The organism is Teichococcus oryzae, from assembly GCF_008386565.1.
Classification (GTDB): Bacteria; Pseudomonadota; Alphaproteobacteria; order Acetobacterales; family Acetobacteraceae; genus Pseudoroseomonas; species Pseudoroseomonas oryzae.
The window spans coordinates 353587-375291 of record NZ_VUKA01000001.1; the positions used below are offsets into that span (position 1 = coordinate 353587).

General features: G+C 70.4%; 15 protein-coding genes and 2 riboswitches. Of the genes, 11 read left to right on the top strand and 4 right to left on the bottom strand.

The window, feature by feature from the left end; genetic code table 11:
* Positions 1-6: 6 nt before the first annotated feature.
* From bcsA to F0Q34_RS01635, 6 genes are all read left to right on the top strand, one after another.
* Complete coding sequence (gene bcsA, locus F0Q34_RS01610; protein ID WP_149810385.1) at positions 7-4545, top strand: UDP-forming cellulose synthase catalytic subunit; 4539 nt, start codon at positions 7-9, stop codon at positions 4543-4545.
* The gene (locus F0Q34_RS01615; RefSeq protein ID WP_149810386.1) at positions 4542-8348 is read left to right on the top strand and encodes a cellulose biosynthesis protein BcsC; all 3807 of its coding nucleotides are present in this window, start codon (positions 4542-4544) and stop codon (positions 8346-8348) included. Before bcsA ends, F0Q34_RS01615 begins: the two co-directional genes overlap by 4 nt.
* Positions 8349-8397: 49 nt before the next feature.
* Positions 8398-8862, top strand: a complete 465-nt coding sequence (gene bcsD, locus F0Q34_RS01620) for a cellulose biosynthesis protein BcsD (protein WP_161600753.1) — start codon at positions 8398-8400, stop codon at positions 8860-8862.
* A gap of 109 nt (positions 8863-8971) precedes the next feature.
* On the top strand, positions 8972-10135 hold the full coding sequence (locus F0Q34_RS01625; RefSeq protein ID WP_149810388.1) for a Re/Si-specific NAD(P)(+) transhydrogenase subunit alpha: 1164 nt from the start codon (positions 8972-8974) through the stop codon (positions 10133-10135).
* Positions 10136-10148: 13 nt separating this feature from the next.
* Positions 10149-10553 (top strand): NAD(P) transhydrogenase subunit alpha, encoded by a 405-nt coding sequence (locus tag F0Q34_RS01630; protein WP_149810389.1) that lies wholly within the window; start codon positions 10149-10151, stop codon positions 10551-10553.
* Between the two features lie 4 nt (positions 10554-10557).
* Entirely contained in the window at positions 10558-11967 is a 1410-nt protein-coding gene (locus tag F0Q34_RS01635) for an NAD(P)(+) transhydrogenase (Re/Si-specific) subunit beta (protein WP_149810390.1), read from the top strand.
* 36 nt (positions 11968-12003) lie between these two features.
* On the opposite strand, the gene F0Q34_RS01640 is transcribed toward F0Q34_RS01635, so the two are convergent.
* Positions 12004-13020, bottom strand: a complete 1017-nt coding sequence (locus tag F0Q34_RS01640; RefSeq protein ID WP_149810391.1) for an SDR family oxidoreductase — start codon at positions 13018-13020, stop codon at positions 12004-12006.
* 150 nt (positions 13021-13170) lie between these two features.
* On the opposite strand from F0Q34_RS01640, the gene F0Q34_RS01645 reads away from it, so the two are divergent.
* Positions 13171-13680, top strand: a complete 510-nt coding sequence (locus F0Q34_RS01645; protein WP_206667936.1) for an MOSC domain-containing protein — start codon at positions 13171-13173, stop codon at positions 13678-13680.
* Positions 13681-13753: 73 nt separating this feature from the next.
* On the opposite strand, the gene rnhA is transcribed toward F0Q34_RS01645, so the two are convergent.
* The 3 genes from rnhA to ispH are packed head-to-tail and all read right to left on the bottom strand — an operon-like array spanning position 13754 to position 16224.
* Positions 13754-14242 (bottom strand): ribonuclease HI, encoded by a 489-nt coding sequence (gene rnhA / locus F0Q34_RS01650; RefSeq protein ID WP_149810392.1) that lies wholly within the window; start codon positions 14240-14242, stop codon positions 13754-13756.
* Positions 14232-15206, bottom strand: a complete 975-nt coding sequence (locus F0Q34_RS01655; protein ID WP_149810393.1) for a homoserine kinase — start codon at positions 15204-15206, stop codon at positions 14232-14234. The genes rnhA and F0Q34_RS01655 overlap by 11 nt, the downstream gene beginning before the upstream one ends.
* A gap of 28 nt (positions 15207-15234) precedes the next feature.
* Positions 15235-16224, bottom strand: a complete 990-nt coding sequence (ispH, locus tag F0Q34_RS01660) for a 4-hydroxy-3-methylbut-2-enyl diphosphate reductase (protein ID WP_149810394.1) — start codon at positions 16222-16224, stop codon at positions 15235-15237.
* 102 nt (positions 16225-16326) lie between these two features.
* Between ispH and F0Q34_RS01665 the strand changes: the two genes are divergently transcribed.
* The 4 genes from F0Q34_RS01665 to gcvP all read left to right on the top strand — a co-directional run bounded on the left by F0Q34_RS01665 (position 16327) and on the right by gcvP (position 21629).
* Positions 16327-16899, top strand: coding sequence for a hypothetical protein (locus F0Q34_RS01665; protein WP_149810395.1), 573 nt, complete (start codon positions 16327-16329; stop codon positions 16897-16899).
* A gap of 71 nt (positions 16900-16970) precedes the next feature.
* A riboswitch (glycine riboswitch) is annotated at positions 16971-17081 on the top strand.
* A 3-nt stretch (positions 17082-17084) separates the two neighbouring features.
* A riboswitch (glycine riboswitch) is annotated at positions 17085-17180 on the top strand.
* A gap of 62 nt (positions 17181-17242) precedes the next feature.
* Entirely contained in the window at positions 17243-18343 is a 1101-nt protein-coding gene (gene gcvT, locus F0Q34_RS01670; RefSeq protein ID WP_149811201.1) for a glycine cleavage system aminomethyltransferase GcvT, read from the top strand.
* Positions 18344-18354: 11 nt separating this feature from the next.
* Positions 18355-18732, top strand: coding sequence for a glycine cleavage system protein GcvH (gene gcvH / locus F0Q34_RS01675; protein ID WP_149810396.1), 378 nt, complete (start codon positions 18355-18357; stop codon positions 18730-18732).
* The gene (gcvP, locus tag F0Q34_RS01680) at positions 18729-21629 is read left to right on the top strand and encodes an aminomethyl-transferring glycine dehydrogenase (RefSeq protein ID WP_149810397.1); all 2901 of its coding nucleotides are present in this window, start codon (positions 18729-18731) and stop codon (positions 21627-21629) included. The genes gcvH and gcvP overlap by 4 nt, the downstream gene beginning before the upstream one ends.
* Positions 21630-21705 lie beyond the last annotated feature (76 nt).

The window sequence follows — 21705 nt, forward strand, 5'->3', positions numbered from 1 at the left end:
GACAAAATGCGCGCCTTTTTCCGGACCCTGCTGCGTTTGAAAGCCACGGCGGTGGTTCTGTCCCTGATCGGCGGCCTGCTGGGCGTCACCTTTGTGGTTGCGCCGCTTGCGCCGGAGCACCAGGCATGGCTGGCGCTGGGCGGCTTCCTGGTCTTCCTGGCGATCAGCCGCGCGGAAGGGCGGGGCGCCATCTTCTTCCTGGTGATGCTCTCCACCCTGATCTCGTCGCGCTACCTGTACTGGCGGCTGACCGAGACGCTCGATTATTCGGGCTATTTCTCGACCTTCTTCGGCACCGGCCTGCTGCTGGCCGAGATCTATGCAGTGATCGCGCTGCTGTTGTCCTACTTCCAGCAGCTCTGGCCGCTGGACCGCCGGCCCGTGCCGCTGCCCGCCGACCCGGCCGATTGGCCCACCGTGGATGTCTTCATCCCCAGCTACAACGAGCCGCTCGAGGTGGTGAAGCCGGCGATCTATGGCGCGATGGCGATGGACTGGCCGCGCGACAAGATGAACATCTATGTGCTGGATGACGGGCGGCGCGACGACTTCCGGCAGTTCTGCGAGGAAGCCGGCGTCGGCTACATGATCCGCCCGGACAACAAGGGCGCCAAGGCCGGCAACATCAACCACGCCACCGCCAAGACGAGTGGCGAATACATCGTCATCTTCGATTGCGACCACGTGGCCACGCGCGCCTTCCTGCAGATGACCATCGGCTGGATGATGCGCGACCGTGGCATCGGCATGCTGCAAACGCCGCATCATTTCTATTCGCCCGATCCCTTCGAGCGGAACCTCGCCTCCGGCCGCCGCGTGCCGAATGAGGGGCTGCTGTTCTACGGCCTGGTGCAGCAGGGCAACGATCTGTGGAACGCCACCTTCTTCTGCGGCTCCTGCGCGGTGCTGCGCCGGACCGCGTTGCTGCAGGTGGGCGGCGTGCCGACCGAGACGGTGACCGAGGATTGCCACTGCTCCCTGAAGATGCAGCGGCTGGGATGGCGGACGGCCTATCTGCGGGTGCCGCTCGCGGCCGGGCTGGCGACGGACCGGCTGATCTCGCATATCGGCCAGCGCATGCGCTGGGCGCGCGGCATGGTGCAGATCTTCCGCATCGATAACCCGCTGCTCGGGCCCGGCCTGAAGCTGCATCAGCGGCTTTGCTACATGAACGCCCAGTGGCACTTCCTGTTCCCGCTGCCGCGCTTCGTGTTCCTGACCGCGCCGCTGGCTTTCCTGCTGTTCGGGCAGAACATGATCGCGGCCTCGCCGCTCGCCATTCTGGCCTATGCCGGGCCGCACATCGTCCACTCGATCGGCACCAACAGCCGGCTTCAGGGCAAGGTGCGCCACAGCTTCTGGTCCGAGATCTACGAGACGGTGCTGACCCTTTATCTGCTGCCGGTGGTGCTGGCGACGTTGTTCGACCCGCGCAAGGGGAAGTTCAACGTCACCGACAAGGGCGGCATCCTGGCCGAGGGCTATTTCGATTTCCGCGCCGTGGCCGCCAATTTCGTGCTGGCCCTGGTGCTGGCCCTCGGCCTCGCCAGCGGCGTGGTCGGCATGGTGCTCCATCCCTGGGGCAGCCTGGAATTCCAGGCCTATGCGCTGAACTCCTTCTGGGTGGTGCTGTCGCTGGCCATCGTGATGGTGGGGCTGGCCGTGGGCCGCGAGCGCCGGCAGGTGCGCGAGCGCCATCGCGTGCATGCGAAGCTTCCCGTGGCCGTGCTGCTGCCCGATGGCACCCGGCTGGAAGGCGAAAGCCACGACGTTTCGCTGGGCGGGGCCGCCGTGACGGTGAAGGGGGCTTCCGGCCTCGCCGCGGCGCTGCGCGTGAAGATGGAGTTCGACATTGGGCCCGACCGCCTTGCCATCCCCTGCGAGGTGATGCGCGGCGAGCAGGACCGCCTGCAGGTCCGCTTCACGCCCGAGGCGCTTCTGGATGAAGGCAACATCGTGCGGGTCGTGCTGGGCCGCGCGGATTCTTGGCTGGACTGGGACCATGTGCGGCCGGATCGCCCGCTGCGGGCCCTTTGGGAGGTTGCGGTGAGCATCGGTGGGTTGTTCCGTGGCGACAGCCAGCTTTCCTTGCGCGGCCGGCGGGAGCGCCGCGCGCGCGCCCGTGCCGCCGCGGCGGCCGCGGCCAAGGCAGCCGCCGCCGCCGTGCCGAAGCCGATGCCCGTGGGTGGCAAGAGCCGCCGCATGGCCGGGCTGCTGTTGATCGCGGGCTCCGGGCTGGGCCTGGCGGTTCCGGCCCAGGCGCAGCGGCCGCCGCCGGCTTCGCCACCCGCCGCCGCGCCATCCTTGCCACCCCTGGCGCCGGCGCCGCTTGCCGCCCCGGCGCCGCAGCCGGCGGCGGACCCTTTCGCCCCGCCGGCCCCCGCCGCCATTCCGTCCAGCACGGCGCGGGTTGAAAGCCGCACGCTGCGGCAGCTCGGCCTTGGCGGCCCCATGCAGCTGCGCGGCACCGCCGACCTGCAGGGCGTGTTGTTCGGCATCCGCGCCAATGAAGTGGTCACCGGCGCCAAGCTGGTTCTGCAGGGCGCCACCAGCCCGTCCCTGATCCCCGACCTCAGCCAGATCGCCGTGACGCTGAACGAGCAGTTCGTCGGCACCATCGCGCCCGACCGGACCCGGCCGACCATCGGCCCGCTCGAATTCCCGATCAACCCGGTTTACTTCGCCGATGCCAACCGGCTGAATTTCCGTTTCACCGGCCGCTACACGCAGGAATGCAACGACCCGATGTCGGGCCTGCTATGGGCCACCATCTCCGACCTTTCGACGTTGCAGCTGACCTTCGAGCACCTGCCGCTGCCGCGCGACCTGGCCCGCCTGCCGGAGCCCTTCTTCGACCCGCGCCTGCGCAACGAGAAGCTCGTCCTGCCGGTGGTCATGCCCGACAATCCCGGCAACGACCTGCTGCGGGCCGCCGCCATCGCCTCCTCCTGGTTCGCGGTGCAGGCGGATTACCGTGGCTCGGAATTCCCGGTCAGCACGGCGGTGCCGCCGCGCGGCAATGCCATGGTGGTCCTTGCCGGCAATGAATCCGTGCCCGGCATCAGCCTGCCACGGATGGATGGGCCCACCCTGGCGATCGTGCCCAACCCGGTGGACCCGCAGGCCGTGCTGCTGGTGGTTGGCGGCCGCACCGGCAGCGAGGCCGCCATGGCGGCCCAGGCCCTGGCCGCCGGCAAGCAGGCCTTGTCCGGCGAGATCGCGCTGGTGCAGGCGCCGGACCTGCCGCCGCGCGCGCCCTATGACGCGCCGCGCTGGATCCGCACCGACCGGCCCGTGCGCTTCGGCGAGCTGATGGACCCGTCCGAGCTGCAAAGCTACGGCTTCGCGCCCGGCGCCATTTCCATTCCGTTCCGCACCGCGCCCGACCTGTACACCTGGCGCGACCGTTCCCTGCCGGTGAACGTGAAGTTCCGCGCCCCGCCCGGTCCGGTCACCGATGTGTCGGTTTCGCGGATCGATGCCACGCTGAACAACGTTTACCTCAAATCCTTCCCGTTGCAGGCCGCCGAGCCGAGCTGGCCGTGGAACTGGATCGCGCGCCGGACCGGCATCGGCACCGTGCCCGATGTCGGGGAAGGCGAGGTGTCGCTGCCGCCCTACCTGATCTTCGGCCAGAACGAGCTGGGCCTGCGCTTCGACATGCGGCCAATGAACCGCGGCGACTGCGTGGCCATCCCGGCCGATGTGCGCGCCTCCATCGACCCGGACAGCACCATTGACCTGTCGCGGGGCTACCGCTTCGCCGAGTTGCCGAACCTCGCCTTCTTCGTTGGCTCGGGTTTTCCCTTCACCAAGATGGCGGACCTGTCCTCCACCGCGGCCGTGCTGCCGGATCGTCCGAACACGCTGGAGGTTTCCAGCTTCCTGACCATGCTGGGCCGCCTTTCGGCCAATGTCGGCCACGCCGCCACCGGCATCCAGGTGGTGCGCGCGGCGGCGCTGGAGCAGGTGGCGGACAAGGAATTGCTGGTGATCGGCGCGCTGGGCCGCCAACCGGCGCTGGCCGCGCTGATGGGCCGGGACGGCGCGCTGCGCATCGACGGCAACCGGGTTTCGCTGGCTGTTCCCGACATGCTGGGCGGTTTCCGGAACCTGTTCCTGAGCGACGATGCGCGCCAGGAGCGCCAGCACGCCGAGGCATTGCTGGCTTCCCCGGGGGAGGGCACCGGCATGCTGGCCGGCTTTGAAAGCCCGCTGCGCGCCGGCCGTTCCGTGCTGGCGCTGTCGGGCACCACGCCGCAGGGCATGGAGGCCATGCTGGCCGTGCTCGGGGATCATGACCAGCAGGCGCGCATCCAGGGCGACCTGGCGCTGCTGTCCGGCGGCCGCGTCGACTCCTTCAAGGTCGGCGGCAACTACAATGTCGGCTCGCTGCCGCTGCATCTGTGGCCGCAATACTGGTTCGGCAAGCGGCCCGACCTACTGCTGGCGCTGGCCATGCTGGCGGCGCTTTGCGTGGCCACGCCCACTTACTGGCTGCTGCGCCGCCGCGCCGCGCTTCGCCTGAGGACCCGGACGCAATGATCTCGCCCCGCACCCGGCTTCTGGCCAGCGCGTTGTCCGTGGCATTGGCGCCGATGCTGGCTTCCGGCCCGGCGGCGGCGCAAAGCAATGCCGTGTCCGTGCTGATGGAGCAGGCGGAATACTGGCGCGCCCAGAACCGCCCCGAACGCGCCCTGCAGACGCTGGAACGCGTGCTGGCGGTCGATCCCAACAACATCGGTGCGCTGTCGGCGGCCGCGCAGGCCCATGCGGAGGCCGGAAACCGCACGGCGGCGGAAAGCTATCTGGCCCGGCTGCGGCAATTGGCGCCGGCCGACCCGCGGGTGACCGGCGCTTCCCGTTCGGTGCGTGGCGCAACGGCCGATCCGGCGGTTCTGGCGGAGGCGCGGCGGCTGGCCCAGGCCGGCCAGCAGGCGCAGGCCGTGGAGCGCTACCGGCAGATCTTCGGCGGCGAAACCCCGCCCGACAGCTACGCCATCGAATACTACCAGACCCTGGCGGGCACCGAGCAGGGCTACGACGCCGCGCGGGATGCCATGGAGCGGCTGGCCGAGGCCAATCCGGGCAATCGCCGCCTGGCCCTGGCCTATGCCCAGATCCTGACCTACCGCGAAGGCTCCCGCGCCGAGGGCGTGCGGCGGCTGCAGAACCTGTCCCGGCAGCCCGACACGGCGAACAATGCCCGCGCCGCGCTGCGGGACGCGCTGCTCTGGGAAGGCCCCGATCCCGCCGCGGCGCCGGAGATCGAGCAATATCTGCGCGACAACCCGAATGATCCCGCCCTGGCCAGGCGGCTGGAGGAAATCCGCAATCCGCCGCCGGGCGCGGTGGACACCGTGGGCCAAGCCCGCATGCAGGGCTTCAACGCCCTGAACGCCGGGCGGCTGGCCGAGGCTGCGCAGCAATTCGAGGCGGTGCTGGAGCAGCAGCCCGGCGATGCCGATGCCAAGGGCGGCCTTGGCCTGGTGCGACTGCGCCAGGGCCGCACCGCCGATGCGCGCCGCCTGCTGGGGGAGGCCATCGCCGCCGACCCGCAGGAAGGCCGCCGCAAATGGGGCCAGGCGCTCGATGGTGCCAACTTCACCAGCCAGGTGACGCAGGCGCGCAACCTGATCCAGCGCGGGCAGGCCGACCAGGCCGAAGCCATCCTCCAGCGCGCCGTGCAGCGCGATGGTGGGGAACGGGCCGATGCCGAGGCGCTGCTCGGCGATCTGGCGCTGCAACGCAATGATCCGGCGGGGGCCGAGCAGCGCTACCGCGCCGCCCTGGCGCGGCGGCCCGATCTGGCGCCCGCCCTGGCCGGCCTGTACGACGCCCTGCAGCAACAGGGCCGTTTCGCGGAAGCCGAGCAACTGGCCGAGCGTCGCGGCGGCCGCTTCGCCAGCACCGTCGGTGCGCGCCGCGCCGAATCGCTGCGGGCCGAGGCCAGCCGCGCCACGGACCCGCAATCCGCCGTAGCCCTGCTGCGCGCGGCGCAAGCCTCCGATCCGGAAAATCCATGGATCCGGCTGGATCTTGCACGCAGCCTGGCGCGTCAGGGCCAGGCTGCGGAAGGCAGCCTTCTGGTCAACGAACTGGCCGCGGGTGGCAAGGCCGAGGCGCTGCATGCCGCGGCGCTGTTCGCCACCGAGCAGGGCAACACCCGCCAGGCGGCGCAGTTGATCGAGCGCATCCCCGTGCGGCTGCGCAGCGCCGACCAGACCCGGCTGCTGCGCCAGACGCAGATCCAGGCGGAGGTCGCCGCCGCCGCCGGGCTGGCATCCTATGGCCGGGCCGACGAGGCGCGGCGCCGCCTGCTGACCCTGGCCGCGCGGCCGGATCCGACAGGCGAGACCGCCGCGCAGGTGGTGCGCAGCCTGGGCGAGATGGGTGACACCGCTGGCGCCACGGAAGCGGCGCGGGTGGGGCTGGCGGTCAACCGCAACGCCCCGCCAGCCGGGCGCATCGTTCTGGCCAATGCCCTGCTCGCCGGCGGGCTGGAGCAGGAGGCGGCCCTGGTCGCCAGCCAGATCAGCCAGGACAGCCGCCTGACCGCCGATGAGCAGCGGCAGCTCGCCAGCCTACGGGCCGGCGCCGCCATCCGCGCCAGCGACCGGCTGAACGAGGAAGGCCAGCAGGCCGCCGCCTATGACCGCCTGGCTCCGGCCCTGGCGCAGGACCCGCAGAACCCGGATGCCAATCTGGCGCTGGCGCGGCTCTACCAGGGCGCGCGGGAGCCACGGCAGGCGCAGCGCATCGCCGAGGCGGTGCTGGGCCGCGATCCCCGCAACATCGATGCGCGGGTGGCCGCCGCCGACGCGGCGATCGCCGCCGGCCAGTTGTCGCGCGCCGCGGCCCTGCTGGATGAGGGGCGCGGCTTCGCGCCCAATGATCCGCGGCTGAGCCTGCTGGAAGCGCGGCTGGCCCGCGCCGGCGGCGATGGCAGGCGGGCGCGGCGGGCGCTGCTTCTCGCGGCGGAACAGCGGCGCGGACAGCTTGGCGCCAGCGGTGGCGGCTTCGCGCCGGGCGCCACGGCCTTTCCGCAGGCTGCCTCGGGCGCGGAGCCGGCGGCGCCGGGGCAGGGGGGCAATCCCTTCCGCCGCATCTCGCTGGCCGGGCCTGGGCCGGTGGGCCAGGGCCTTGGCACCGGCACCACGATGCTGGCGGCCGATCCGATGCTGGCGGAGATCAACCGCGAGTTGGCGGTGGTGGAGGATGACGTGGCGCCGCGCGTGACGCCGGGCTTCGCCTTCCGCACCCGCTCGGGCGAGGCGGGGCTGGATCAGCTGACCGAGTTCGGCGCCGGCGCGGAAGTGTCCACCGCCATGCCGGGAGCGGGCGGGCGGATCTCCCTGCGGGCGCAGGCGGTCAACATCGATGCCGGCAGCATCAGCCAGGATACCGGCACGCTGCGCCGCTTCGGCGGCAACGCGCTCAGCCTGCCAGGCCAGAACACCGCCATCACGCCGGCCCAGGCGCGGGGCCTGACCCCTGCCGACAGTTCGGCGGCCGGCGTCAGCCTGGCACTGGGCTACACGCGGGACAATTTCGCGCTTGATATCGGTTCCTCGCCACTCGGCTTCCGCAAGCAGAACCTGCTGGGCGGCGTCGAGGTGGCGCCGGCGCTGAGCAGCAGCCTGCGCCTGCGCGTCACGGCCGAGCGGCGCGCCATGACCGACACCATGTTGTCCTGGGCCGGCATGCGCGATCCGGTTTCCGGCCAGCTCTGGGGCGGCGTGGTGCGCAACACCGCCCGCGGCCAGTTCGAGATCAGCGCCGGCGACACGAATTTCTATGTCGGCGGTGGATATTCGACGATCGAGGGCGACGGCGTGGCCGACAACACCCGGATCGAGGCCGGGGCCGGGCTCAGCCATGCGCTGTTCCGCACCGCCGATGCGGAGCTCGTCACCGGGCTGGACCTTGTCTACCAGTCCTATGACAAGAACCTGCGCCTCTTCACCCTGGGCCATGGCGGCTATTACAGCCCGCAATCCTATGTGGGGGCGACCATTCCGCTGGATTACCGCGCCCGCGCCGGGCTGCTCAGCTATCGCCTTGGCGGCACGGTCGGCATCGCGTCCTGGCGGGAGGACCGCGCGGCCTTCTTCCCGACCGATGGCGGCAGGCAATCCCAGCTGGAGGCGCTGGCGGCGGCGGACCCGACGATCACCGCGTTTTATCCCGGCCAGTCCCAGACAGGCTTCACGGGCGGGCTGCGCGGCGACCTGGAATACGAGGTCACGCCGGTGCTGCGCCTCGGCGCCGCGCTGCGCTATGACAAATCGGCGGATTGGAGCGAGGCGCGCGGCCTGATCTATGCGCGCTACCGCCTGGACCAGTAAGCCCGGACTGGCCGGTGAAGCGGAAGGAAACTGCGTGGAGGCTCGAGCGATGACCGATTCCGCCGCCCTGATCTATCTGGCGCGGCGGGATGTCAGTCCGCAATGGCGCGGCTTCCTGCAGGCGCTGATCGGCACGCTGGGCGCCAACATGGACATGGCGGGGCGGAACGCCCTGCTGCGCGCCGTGGGCGGGCGGATGGCAGCCGACGCGCCCCTCCGCACCGCCGCCACGCTGGAGGAGCTGGAACTGGCCATGAACGAGGCGCTGGGCGCCATGGCCTGGGGTTATCTCTCGCTGCGCCTCGACGAGACGGACCGCAGCCTGCGGCTGGTGCATGCCGCGCTGCCCTGCATCCCGGCGCCGGGCGACCCGGAGGGGGCCTGGCTGGCCGAGGTGCTGGAAGGGCTCTACGACACCTGGCTGACGGTGCAGCAGGGCGGAGCGTCGGCCGGTGTCCGGCTTGCCCTGGTGCAGGCGGCACCGGGCCACGCCGTGTTCCGCTTCGGCGGCTGACCGCCCGGATCATTCCCCCATGATTCCGGGCGATAGGATTAGCTTGTCGCATCCGGCATCGTTGTTCATCTTCCACGCCCAATAGACCAAGTCGTGGAGGACGAGCCGGATGCGGCTTGCGGTTCTGAAAGAACGGCGTTCGGGCGAAACGCGGGTGGCGGCGACGCCCGAAACGGTAAAGAAGCTGGCGGCGCTCGGCCCTGCCATCGCGGTGGAAAGCGGGGCGGGCCTGGCCTCCGGCTACCCCGATGCCGCCTATCGCGAGGCGGGGGCAGAGATCGCCCCGGATGCCGCCACGGCCCTTTCCGGGGCCGCGATCGTGCTCAAGGTGCGCGCGCCCCTGGCCGCCGGCGAAGGGGAGGTGGACGAGCTGTCCCTGATCCCGCGCGGCGCGCTTCTGATTGGCACGCTGGAGGCGGTATCCGACCCTGCCCGCGCCGAAGCCTATGCCGCCGCCGGGATCGAGGCCTGCTCGATGGAGCTGCTGCCGCGCATCACCCGGGCGCAAAGCATGGACGTGTTGTCCTCCCAAGCCAACCTGGCCGGCTACCGGGCGGTGGTCGAGGGGGCGGGGGCCTTCGACAAGGGCTTTCCCATGCTGATGACGGCGGCGGGCACCATCCCGGCCGCCAATGTGTTCATCATGGGTGCTGGCGTCGCCGGCCTGCAGGCCATCGCCACGGCGCGCCGCCTCGGCGGGCGCGTTTCCGCCACCGATGTGCGGCCCGCGGCGAAGGAGGAGATCAAGTCCCTCGGCGCCTCCTTCGTCGGCTACGAGGATGAGGAAAGCAAGGCGGCGCAGACCGCCGGCGGCTACGCCAAGCAGCTTTCCGCCGATTTCTATGCCAAGCAGGCGGAGGTGGTGGCAGCGCATGTGGTGAAGCAGGATGTGGTGGTGACCACCGCCCTGGTGCAGGGCCGCAAGGCACCGACCCTGCTGACCGCGGCCATGGTGGCCTCGATGAAGCCGGGCAGCGTCATTGTGGACATCGCCGCCGATGCTGGCGGCAATTGCGCCCTGACTCAGCCGGGCGAGGCGATCACCACCGAGAATGGCGTCAAGATCCTGGGCCACCGCAACTGGCCCGGCCGCATCGCCGGCGCGGCCAGCGCCCTTTACGCCCGCAACCTGCTGACCTTCCTGGCCACCTTCTGGGACAAGGATGCCAAGGCGGCCAGGCTGCCGCAGGATGACGAGATCGTCCGCGGCGTTACCCTGACGCGCGGCGGCGCGGTGGTCCACCCGATGCTCGCCGTCCAGCCGGCCGCCTGAGGAGCTTTCCGAGATGAATCCCACCGAACTCGCCAATCAGGCGAGCGCCACGGCCGAGCGTGCCCTGGCCCTGGCCGCGCAGGCCCGGATGATGGCGGAAAGCGCCGCCCCCGCCGTGGCGCAGGCGGCCGGCCATGCCGAGCCCTTCCTGCTGCTGCTGACCATTTTCCTGCTGGCCTGCTTTGTCGGCTACCACGTCGTGTGGAACGTGACGCCGGCGCTGCATTCGCCGCTGATGGGCGTCACCAACGCCATCTCCTCGGTGATCGTGGTGGGTGCCATCCTGGCCACGGGCCTGGGCGACTCCATCGCCGCCAAGGTGTTCGGCTTCCTGGCCATGACGCTCGCCTCGGTGAACATCTTCGGCGGCTTCCTGGTGACGCGGCGGATGCTCGCCATGTTCAAGAAGAAGGGCTGACGCGGTGGCCCAGACCTTCTCGACGCTCGCCTATATCGTCGCCTCCGTCCTGTTCATCCTGGCGCTGCGCGGCCTGTCCCATCCCGAGACCAGCCGGCGCGGCAATCTTTACGGCATGGTCGGCATGGGCATCGCCATCCTGGCGACGCTGTTCCATGCCGGCATGGGGGTGGGCGGCCTCGGGCTGATCATCGCCGGCCTCGCCATCGGCGGCGGCATCGGCGCTTATCTGGCCAACCGCATCCAGATGACGGCGCTGCCACAACTGGTGGCTGCCTTCCATTCGCTGGTCGGCATGGCGGCGGTGCTGGTGGCGGCGGCCGCCTTCTACAACCCGGAATCCTTCGGCATCGGCCATCCGGGTAACATCCATGCCGGATCGCTGGTGGAGATGTCGCTCGGCCTCGCCATCGGCGCCATCACCTTCTCTGGATCGGTGATCGCCTTCGCCAAGCTGCAGGCGCTGATGTCGGGCGCGCCGATCACCTTCAAGGGGCAGCATTACCTCAATCTCGGCCTGGGCATCCTGCTGCTGGTGCTGGTGATCAGCTTCGTCGCGACGGGCAGCGCGGTGCTGTTCTGGCTGATCGCCATCCTGGCCTTCGCGCTGGGCTTCCTGCTGATCATCCCGATCGGCGGCGCCGACATGCCGGTGGTGGTGTCGATGCTGAACAGTTATTCGGGCTGGGCGGCGGCGGGCATCGGCTTCACCCTCGGCAACCTGCTGCTGATCGTCACGGGCGCGCTGGTCGGCGCCTCGGGCGCGATCCTGTCCTACATCATGTGCAAGGGCATGAACCGCTCCATCGTCAACGTGCTGCTGGGCGGCTTCGGCTCGGATGCCGGCGTGGCCTCGGCGGCGGGGGGAGATGGCGGCCCGGCGCGGCCGGTGAAGTCCGGCTCGCCGGAGGACGCCGCCTACATCATGAAAAACGCGGGGAAGATCATCATCGTGCCCGGCTACGGCATGGCGGTGGCGCAGGCGCAGCAGGTGCTGCGCGAGATGGGCGACCTGCTGAAAAAGGAAGGCGCCGAGGTGTCCTACGCCATCCACCCCGTCGCCGGCCGCATGCCGGGCCACATGAACGTCCTGCTGGCCGAGGCCAATGTGCCCTATGACGAGGTGCATGAGCTGGAGGAGATCAATCCCGAATTCGCCGAGGCCGACGTGGCCTTCGTGATCGGCGCCAATGACGTCACCAACCCGGCGGCCAAGACCGACAAGTCGTCGGCCATCTACGGCATGCCGATCCTGGATGTGGAGCGCGCGAAGACGGTTTTCTTCATCAAGCGCGGCATGGCTTCCGGCTATGCCGGCGTGGAGAACGAGCTGTTCTTCCGCGACAACACCATGATGCTGTTCGGCGACGCCAAGAAGGTGACGCAGCAGATCGTGCAGGCGCTGCAGCACTGACGGTGCGGCCGGGGCGCTAGCGCCCCGGCCCGCACCTCAATGGCGGCGCGGCGGCCCCGCCAGGAAGGCCAGCACGCCCAGCGCCGCCACCCCCACCATCATGATGCCGATGGTCGGCGCCTTGTTCAGCGCCATCTGCGGGCTGAAGCCCAGGGCTTCCCGGTCGAACGGGCCATGCGCGCCGGACGGGCGGCTGGAAGGCTCGAAGAGGTTTTCGTCGCGCTCTGCCCGCACCTCCTCCTTGTGCGAGGTTTGCAAGGCGGGGCCGAACTTGCCGGCCGCCCAGTCCACCAGCCCGGGCGTCAGCGTGTTGGCGATGGCGAAGGCCACCGTCTGGCCGGTCACCTTCACCTCGCGCCGGCCGGTGGTCACGGCCAGGTGGATGGCATCGGCCACGATCTCCGGCTGGTAGACCGGCGGGGGCGGGCGCGGCACGCCATCCTCCAGCTTGGACAGGGCATGATTGAAGAAGGGCGTGTTGGTGGAAGGCGGATGCACGATGCCGATCTGCACCGCGCTGTTCTCGTGGATCAGCTCGCCCCGGATGGCCTCGGTGAAGCCGGCGACGGCATATTTGGCCGCGCAATAGGCGGATTGCAGCGGCACCGCCCGCATGGCGACGGCCGAGCCGACATTGACGATGTTGCCCTGGTTCCGCGGCAGCATCCGCTTCAGCGCAACCCGCGTCCCATGCACCTGGCCCAGATAGGTGACGGCGGTGACGCGGTTGTATTCCTCCTCCGTCAGATCCATGAAGCGGGCATAGGCGCTGACGCCCGCGCCGTTCACCCAGGCCCGGATCGGCCCGAGCTTTTCCTCGATCTCGGCGGCGGCCTGTTCCAGCGCGGCGGGGCTGGCCACGTCGGCCACGGCGTAGCAGCCGCGCGCCCCGGCGGCGCGCACATCCTCCAGCGCGGCCTGCAGGCCCGCCTCGCCCCGGGCGACCAGACCGACATCCCACCCTTCCCGGGCGAAGCGCAGGGCGGCGGCGCGGCCGATGCCGGAGGAGCCTCCGGTGATGACGATAACGCGGCGGGTCGGACCATCGGCCATGTGGATGTTCCTCAAGGGCGGTGCGGGGACGGCGTTGCGGGCTTGTGCTGAAAGGCCCCGGCGGCCAATAGGTTGCCCCCTCGCCGGCGGGCGGGAACAGGACGATCCGAACTTCCCCGTGACCGGCTGGCCAGCGCAGGAGAGCGAGCCTTGCTGAATCCGGCCTCACCCCTCGCACGCCTTCTGATGGCGCCCATGCGGCCTGGCCGGGTCCTCTGGATCGGCGTGCGGCCGGGCCGGCGGGAAGCCATGCTGCCGCTGGCGGAGGCAATGACGACACCGGAGCAGGGGCTGGCCGGCGACCGCTACAGCAGCCGCACCCAGCGGACGCGCCAGGTCACGCTGATCGGCGCCGAGAACCTGTCCGCCATCGCCAGCCATCTTGGCCGGGCGGAGGTGGAACCGGCGCTCCTGCGGCGCAACATCGTTGTCGCCGGCATCAACCTGCTGGCCCTGAAGGGCCACCGCATCCGCCTGGGCGGTGCGGTGCTCGAAGTCACCGGGGAATGCCATCCCTGCTCAAGGATGGAGGAGGTTCTGGGCGAGGGCGGCTACAATGCGGTGCGCGGGCATGGCGGCATCACCGCGCGCATCATCGCCCCGGGCATGGTCCGGCTGGGGGATGCGGTCCAGCGCCTCGACGACGAGGAAGGGGGATAGCCGCCCGGCCGATGGCCGGGCTGGCATGGGCATCGCCGGCGCCGCTGCCCGCGTCGCGCGCCGGCGGCAGGTGTCAGCCGCCCGACTGGCGCGCGGCGGTGGCCAGCTGGTCGGCCCGCTCGTTCATCGGGTCGCCGGCATGGCCGCGCACCCACAGCCATTCCACCTTGTGCGGGCGGGCGGCGGCCAGCAGCCGCTGCCACAGCTCGTGATTGGCCACCGGGTCCTTGGCCGCGTTGCGCCAGTTGTTGCGCACCCAGCCATGGATCCAGCGGCTGATGCCATTGCGGACATATTCGCTGTCGGTGTGCAGCCGGACGGTGCAGGGGCGCTTCAACGCCTCCAGCGCCATGCAGGCGGCCGTCAGCTCCATGCGGTTGTTGGTGGTGGCGGCGTCATAGCCCGAAAGCTCCTTCTCCACCTCGCCGAAGCGCAGGATGGCGGCCCAGCCGCCGGGACCGGGATTGGGCTTGCAGCCGCCATCGGTCCAGATCTCGACCACGCGCCCCGCGGCCTCGGCCGGGCCAGTCTCGAGGTCAGTCTCAGGGGTATCAGAGGCCATAGGCGGAAACATCCCGGGCGCTGGCGTGGAAGCGCAGGCGCTTCAGGTATTCCAGCGGGTCCTTGCGGGTGACCAGGGCGCCCGCCGGGGTGTGCGTCCAGTCATACAGGCGGGTGAGCAGGAAGCGGATGGCGCTGCCCCGGCACAGCACCGGCAACGCTTCCAGCTCCTCCGGCGTCAGCGGCCGCAGCGCGTTGTAGGCATTGATCATGGCCCGCGCCTTGGTGACGTTGAAGGCGAGGTCCGGCTCGAAGCACCAGGCGTTGAGGCAGATCGCCAGGTCATAGGCCAGGAAATCGGTGCAGGCGAAATAGAAGTCGATCAGCCCCGAAACAACGGGCGAGCCCTGCTCGTTTTCCAGGAAGAACACGTTGTCGGGGAACAGGTCGGCATGGATGTGCCCGCGCGGCAGGTCGCGCGGCCAGTCGTGCTGGATGCCGGCCAGGTGCCGGTCCAGCTCCGCGATCAGTCCGGGCTGGAGATCGTCGCCGCCTTCCCGGCAGCGCTCCAGCAGCGGCCCCCAGGCACGCGGCCCCAGGGCGTTAGGCCGCTCGGCGCGGAAGCCCTCGCCGGCCGAATGCAGCATGGCCAGGGCGGCGCCGAGCGGCGCGCAATGGGCCTGCCGCACCCGGCGCGGCCAGATGCCGGGCAGGAAGGTGCAGATCGCCGCCGGCCGCCCGGCCAGCTCGCGCAGCGCCACGCCGTCGCGGCCGGCGACGGGCAGCGGGCAGGACAGGCCATTGGCCCCCAGATGCCGCATCAGCCCGAGGAACCAGGGCAGTTCGGCCGGATCGACCCGCTTCTCGTACAAGGTCAGGATGAAGTCGCCATTGCTGGTCTTCAGGGCGAAGTTGCTGTTCTCCACCCCTTCGGCGATGCCCCGGAAGGCCAGAAGCTCACCCAGATCGTATTCGGCCAGGAACAGGCGCAGCGCCTCGTCCGTGACATCAGTGTAGACCGCCATCCGCGTCCCGTGGTTGGAAGTTGCTGCCTCAGCGGTTCAGGAGCGGGGGCAGTTTGAAGGTGATGTTTTCCTCCGCCACCACCACTTCCTCAAGGGTCAGGGTGAAGCGTTCGCGGAGCCGGTCCAGCACCTCCTGCACCAGCACCTCCGGCGCGCTGGCGCCTGCCGTCACGCCGATGGTGGCCATGCCCTCCATCTGCGCCGGGTCCAGCTCCGCCCCGCGCTGCACCATGATGGCGCGCGGGCAGCCGGCACGCTCGGCGACCTCGCGCAGCCGCACGGAGTTGGAGGAATTGGGCGCGCCCACCACCACCACCATCTCCGCCCGCTCGGCGATGGCGCGCACCGCGCCCTGGCGGTTGGTGGTGGCGTAGCAGATGCTGTCCTTGTGCGGCTCGATCAGGTCGGGGAAGCGGCGGCGCAGCGCTGCGACGATGCCGGCCGTGTCCTCCACCGACAGGGTGGTCTGGGTGGTGTAGGATAGCGGGCCGGGGGGAACGGTGATGCGCTCGGCATCCTCCACCGTTTCCACCAGGGTGAAGGAGCCGGGGGGGAGCTGTCCCAGCGTGCCCACCACCTCCGGGTGGCCGGCATGGCCGATCAGCAGGATGTGGCGCCCGGCGGCCGATTGATGCTCCGTTTCCCGGTGCACCTTGCTGACCAGCGGGCAGGTGGCATCCAGATAGATCATCTGCCGCCGCCGGGCCTCGGCGGGGACGGATTTCGGCACGCCATGGGCGGAGAACACCACCGGCGCGTCCTCCGGCACCTCGTCCAGCTCCTCGACGAACACCGCGCCCTGGGCCTTCAGGTTCTCCACCACGAATTTGTTGTGGACGATCTCGTGCCGCACATAGACCGGCGCGCCGAATTTGCGGATCGCCTCCTCGACGATCTTGATGGCGCGATCCACCCCCGCGCAGAACCCCCGCGGCCCTGCCATCAGGACGTGCAGGGCGGGCCTGGCGGCGGACTTGACGATGGGGGCGCCCTGGTTGAGAGGGGCAGTGTGGTTCATGTGGTCGTCCAAGTCGCAAGGGTTGCAGGCGCGGCGGCCGGGTGTCCCGCCAGGGCTTCCGGCCCGAACACAAGACGGCGCACTAAGGGGAAGACAGGCAGCATGGTCAAGGCGCGGAACCTCCGGGAAGCGAAATTGGCGGGCGGCGCGGCATTGTCGGCGCTGCTTCTGCTGGCGGCCTGCGGCGGCAGCAGCGCGCCGCCGGACCTGTTGCGCAATGCCCAGGCGCCCTGCCCGAATATCGGCATCCTGTCCGACGCGGCGGAACTGACCCGCTTCCGCCCGGGCGGCGGGCAGGACCTCACGGCCATGGAACTGAACGCCTCCCTCACCGGCTTCGACGCCAGCTGCGACTATGCGCCGGACCGCGCCGGCCTCGACGTCACGCTGACGCCGCGCTTCACCGCCGAGCGCGGCCCCGCCGCCACCGGCCGTGCCGCCATCATCCCCTATATGGTGGCGGTGCTGGACGGGCCGCAACACATCCTGTCGCGCGAAGCCTACAACATGCAGATCAGCTTCCCGGGCAATGTGTCCCGCGCCCAGAGCCAGGGCGAGGAACTCAGCATCCGCATTCCCGGCACGCCGCAAAGCGCCGCGCAGAAGAACATCCTGATCGGCTTCGTGCTCAGCCCGGAGGAACTGGCGCTGAACCGCCGCCGCGGGCCGCGCTGACCACTCCGGGAGCCGGGCCGGTGTTAACTCTTGCGCGGCGGCCGGCACTCGGGCAGGAAGGCGGCACCCGTTGATCCCGCGCGGGAGAGAATGGCGCCGCCCCTTCGCCGGGTGCGGCACGCCGTCGCCGAAGGCGCAACCGGCCCCCGGAAACGCTCAGGCAGAAGAACCGCGTGGGGAAGGGGCCTCTGGAAAGCCCGGCGCCCGGCAACGGGTATCGGCACCGACGGAGTAAGGCGCGCCGGCATACGCGCTGAATCTCTCAGGTTCCGGGACAGAGGGGGGCCACAACCCTTGTCCCGCCGCGCGCCAGCGCGGCGCTGGAGGTTCTGTGGCCGAAATCCTGTCCGACTCACCCCTTCTGGAAACCCCGCTGGCGCCGCTGCATCGCGAGCTGGGCGGCAAGATGGTGCCCTTCGCCGGCTACAGCATGCCCGTGCAGTATCCCGCCGGCATCCTGGCCGAGCACCTGGCCACCCGGCAGGGGGCAACGCTGTTCGACGTTTCCCACATGGGCCAGGTCGAGCTGCGGGGCGAGGGCGCGGCCGAGGCACTGGAGCGCCTGACCCCGGCCGACGTGAAGATCCTGAAGCCGGGCCGGCAGAAATACGGCCTGCTGACCACCGAGGCGGGCGGCGTGCTGGATGACTTCATGGTCGCCAACCTGGGCGACCGGCTGTTCCTGGTGCTGAATGCCAGCCGCAAAGACGTGGATTGCGCCGCGATCGAGGCGGCGCTGCCGGCCGGCGTCACGCTGCACCGCATGCCCGACCGCGCCCTGCTCGCCTTCCAGGGGCCGGCCGCCGTGCCGTCCCTGGCGACGCTGGCGCCGGCCGTGGCCGCGCTGCCCTTCATGGGCGTCGCCGCCGCCGAGATCGCCGGCATCCCGGTGCTGGTCAGCCGCAGCGGCTATACCGGAGAGGACGGGGTGGAGATCAGCGTCGCGGCCGACCGCGCGGAGGATCTGGCCCGCACCCTCCTGGCGTTGCCCGGTGCCAGCATCGCCGGCCTGGGCGCCCGCGACTCGCTGCGGCTGGAAGCCGGGCTCTGCCTCTACGGCAACGACATCGACGAAACCACCAGCCCGGTCGAGGCCGGCCTGACCTGGACGGTCGGCAAGCGGCGCCGCACTGAATGGAACTTCCCCGGCGCCGAGCGCATCCGGGAGGAGCTGGACAACGGCCCGAAGCGGCTGCGCGTCGGCATCCTGCCCGAAGGCCGCCAGCCCGCCCGTGCCCACACCGCTATCGCCGTTGGCGGCGAAACGGTGGGGGAGGTGACCAGCGGCACCTTCGGCCCCTCGCTGAACGGGCCCTGCGCCATGGGCTATGTGGCGCGCGAACATGCCGCCGATGGCACGGCCCTGGAACTGATGGTGCGCGGCAAGGCGATCCCCGCCCGCGTCGCCGCCACCCCCTTCATCCCTCACCGCTACGCCCGATAAGGACCTGAACAATGGCCGATCTGAAGTTCTCCAAGGATCATGAATGGGTGCGGCTGGAGGGCAATGTTGCCACGGTCGGCATCACCGACCACGCCCAGACCGCGCTGGGCGACGTGGTGTTCGTCGACCTGCCCGAGGCCGGCCGCGAGGTGGCGGCGGGCGAGGCGATCGCCGTGGTCGAAAGCGTCAAGGCCGCGTCCGACGTCTACGCCCCGGTGGCTGGCACCATTGTCGAGAGCAACGGCGCGCTGGCCGACGACCCGTCCCTGGTGAACGGCGCCGCCCAGTCAGATGGCTGGTTCTTCAGGATCGAGCTGTCGAACCCGGACGAGCTGGACGGGCTGATGGATGCCGCGGCCTACCAGGCCTTCGTGGACAGCCAGTCGTGAGCGCGGCCCTGGACGAGCTGGCCGCGCTGGAGGATCACGGCGCCTTCGCCGCCCGCCATATCGGCCCCTCCGAGGCCGAGATCGCCGCCATGCTGGAGGTGGTGGGCGTGGACAGCCTCGGCGCCCTGGCCGAGCGCACGGTTCCGGCCGCCATTCGCGGCCAGGACTTCTCCCACCTGCCGCCGCCGGCGTCGGAGGCCGAGGTCATCGCCGAGCTGCGCGACCTGTCGGAGCTGAACACGCCGCTGCGCTCGCTGATCGGCATGGGCTATCACGGCACGCATGTGCCGCCGGTGATCCTGCGCAACGTGCTGGAGAACCCCGGCTGGTACACCGCCTACACCCCCTACCAGGCGGAAATCGCCCAGGGGCGGCTGGAGGCGCTGGTCAATTTCCAGACCATGGTGACCGACCTCACCGGCCTGCCCATGGCCAATGCTTCCCTGCTGGACGAGGCGACGGCGGCGGCCGAGGCGATGGCCCTGGCGCTGGCCGCCACGAGGGGCAAGTCCAACACCCTGCTGGTGGCGGATGACATCCACCCGCAGACGCTGGCCGTGATCCGGACCCGCGCCGAGCCGCTGGGCCTGACGGTGGCCGTGGTGCCGGTGGCCGAGGTGGCGGCCGCCTGCGCCGAGCGGAAGCCCTTTGCCCTGGTGCTGCAATATCCCGGCTCCACCGGCGCTGTGCGCGACATCGCCCCCGAGATCGCCGCCGTGCAGAAGGCGGGCGGGCTGGCCATCGTCGCGGCCGACCCGCTGTCGCTGGTGCTGCTGACGCCGCCGGGGGAGATGGGCGCCGATGTGGTGATCGGCTCCTCCCAGCGCTTCGGGGTGCCGATGGGCTATGGCGGCCCGCACGCGGCCTTCATGGCGGTGAAGGATGCCTATAAGCGCCTGATGCCGGGCCGCCTCGTCGGCGTTTCGGTCGATGCCGCCGGACGTCCGGCCATGCGCTTGGCCCTGCAAACCCGCGAGCAGCACATCCGGCGGGAAAAGGCGACCTCCAACATCTGCACCGCGCAGGTGCTGCTGGCGGTGATGGCCGGCATGTATGCGGTGTGGCACGGCCCGGAAGGGCTGACCCGCATCGCGAAGCGCGTCTCGTTGCAGGCGCGGCTGCTGGCCGATGCCGCCATCCGCGCCGGCTTCACCCTGCGCCACGACGCCTTCTTCGACACGCTGGCGATCGAGGCCGGCGACAAGGCCGAGGCGCTGATGCGCGGCGCCCTGGCCGATGGCTTCAACCTGCGCCGCATCGATGCCACCGGCATCGGCATCGCGCTGGACGAGACGGTGACGCGGCGGGAGCTGGAAACCCTGGTGGCGCTGTTCGCCGCCGTGGGCGGCGGCAAGGCTTCGCTGGACGCGCTGGCGCCGCGCGGCGGCATCCCGGAGGCGCTGGAGCGGCGCTCCGCCTTCCTGACGGCTTCGGTGTTCAACACCCACCATGCCGAGCACAGCATGCTCCGCTACCTCAAATCGCTTGAGGACAAGGATGTCGCGCTGAACCGCAGCATGATCCCGCTGGGGTCCTGCACCATGAAGCTGAACGCCACGGCGGAGATGATCCCGATCACCTTCCCCGGCTTCGGCACGCTGCATCCCTTCGCGCCGGTGGACCAGGCGGCGGGCTACATCGCGCTGGTCCGGCGGCTGGAAGGCTGGCTGGCCGCCATCACCGGCTTCGCCGCCGTGTCGCTGCAGCCCAATGCCGGCAGCCAGGGCGAATATGCCGGGCTGCTCGCGATCCGGGCCTTCCACCGCGCGAACGGGCAGGAAGGGCGCGACATCTGCCTGATCCCATCCTCGGCGCATGGCACCAACCCGGCCTCGGCGGTGATGGCGGGGATGCGCGTTGTCGTGGTCGGCTGCGACCGCGACGGCAACGTGGATCTCGCCGACCTGGATGCCAAGATCGCGCAGCATGCCGAGAAGCTCTCGGCGCTGATGATCACCTATCCCTCGACGCATGGCGTGTTCGAGGAGGAGATCATCCGCATCTGCGACGCGGTGCACCAGGCCGGCGGGCAGGTCTACATGGACGGCGCCAACATGAACGCGCAGGTGGGCCTGACCTCCCCCGGCCGCATCGGCGCCGATGTCTGTCATTTGAACCTGCACAAGACCTTCTGCATCCCGCATGGCGGCGGCGGGCCCGGCGTCGGCCCGATCGGCGTGGCGAAGCACCTCGCGCCGCACCTGCCGAACCACCCGCTGCTGAAGGAAGCGGGCCCCGCCACGGGATACGGCCCGGTCTCGGCCGCGCCCTTCGGCAGCGCGTCGATCCTGCCCATCTCCTACGCCTATATCCGCATGATGGGGGCGGAGGCGCTGACGCGCGCCACCCAGGTGGCCATCCTCAACGCCAACTACATCGCGCGCCGGCTCGATGGCCACTTCCCCGTGCTCTACAAGGGCGCGCGCGGCATGGTGGCGCATGAGTGCATCCTGGACTGCCGCGGCTTCCAGCAGGGCGGCGGTGTGCTGGTCGAGGACATCGCCAAGCGCCTGCAGGATTACGGCTTCCACGCGCCGACCATGTCCTGGCCGGTGGCGGGCACGCTGATGGTGGAGCCTACCGAAAGCGAGCCCAAGGCGGAGCTGGACCGGTTCTGCGACGCCATGATCGCCATCCGCGCCGAGATCCGCGCGGTGGAGCAGGGCCGCATGGACAAGGCCGACAACCCGCTGAAGAACGCGCCCCACACTGCGACCGAGATCGCCGCCGCGGAATGGACGCATCCCTACAGCCGGGAGGAAGCCGCCTACCCGCTGCCCTTCGTCGCGGCCCACAAATACTGGCCGCCGGTGAAGCGCGTGGACAACGTCTATGGCGACCGCAACCTGGTTTGCACCTGCGCGCCGCTGGAAGACTACGCCCAGGCGGCCGAATAAGCCGAAAGGGGAAGGGCGGTTCGGGCCGGCCTTCCCGCCAAGCCCCGGCGCGGTGTCCTTGCGGGGCGCCGCTTCC

Excerpts from the sequence above, each read along its gene's own strand:
- bcsA (WP_149810385.1), top strand. The coding sequence starts at position 7 with ATGCGCGCCTTTTTCCGGACCCTGCTGCGTTTGAAAGCCACGGCGGTG.
- F0Q34_RS01615 (WP_149810386.1), top strand. The coding sequence starts at position 4,542 with ATGATCTCGCCCCGCACCCGGCTTCTGGCCAGCGCGTTGTCCGTGGCA.
- bcsD (WP_161600753.1), top strand. The coding sequence starts at position 8,398 with ATGACCGATTCCGCCGCCCTGATCTATCTGGCGCGGCGGGATGTCAGT.
- F0Q34_RS01625 (WP_149810388.1), top strand. The coding sequence starts at position 8,972 with ATGCGGCTTGCGGTTCTGAAAGAACGGCGTTCGGGCGAAACGCGGGTG.
- F0Q34_RS01630 (WP_149810389.1), top strand. The coding sequence starts at position 10,149 with ATGAATCCCACCGAACTCGCCAATCAGGCGAGCGCCACGGCCGAGCGT.
- F0Q34_RS01640 (WP_149810391.1), bottom strand. The coding sequence starts at position 13,020 with ATGGCCGATGGTCCGACCCGCCGCGTTATCGTCATCACCGGAGGCTCC.
- rnhA (WP_149810392.1), bottom strand. The coding sequence starts at position 14,242 with ATGGCCTCTGATACCCCTGAGACTGACCTCGAGACTGGCCCGGCCGAG.
- F0Q34_RS01655 (WP_149810393.1), bottom strand. The coding sequence starts at position 15,206 with ATGGCGGTCTACACTGATGTCACGGACGAGGCGCTGCGCCTGTTCCTG.
- ispH (WP_149810394.1), bottom strand. The coding sequence starts at position 16,224 with ATGAACCACACTGCCCCTCTCAACCAGGGCGCCCCCATCGTCAAGTCC.
- F0Q34_RS01665 (WP_149810395.1), top strand. The coding sequence starts at position 16,327 with ATGGTCAAGGCGCGGAACCTCCGGGAAGCGAAATTGGCGGGCGGCGCG.
- gcvH (WP_149810396.1), top strand. The coding sequence starts at position 18,355 with ATGGCCGATCTGAAGTTCTCCAAGGATCATGAATGGGTGCGGCTGGAG.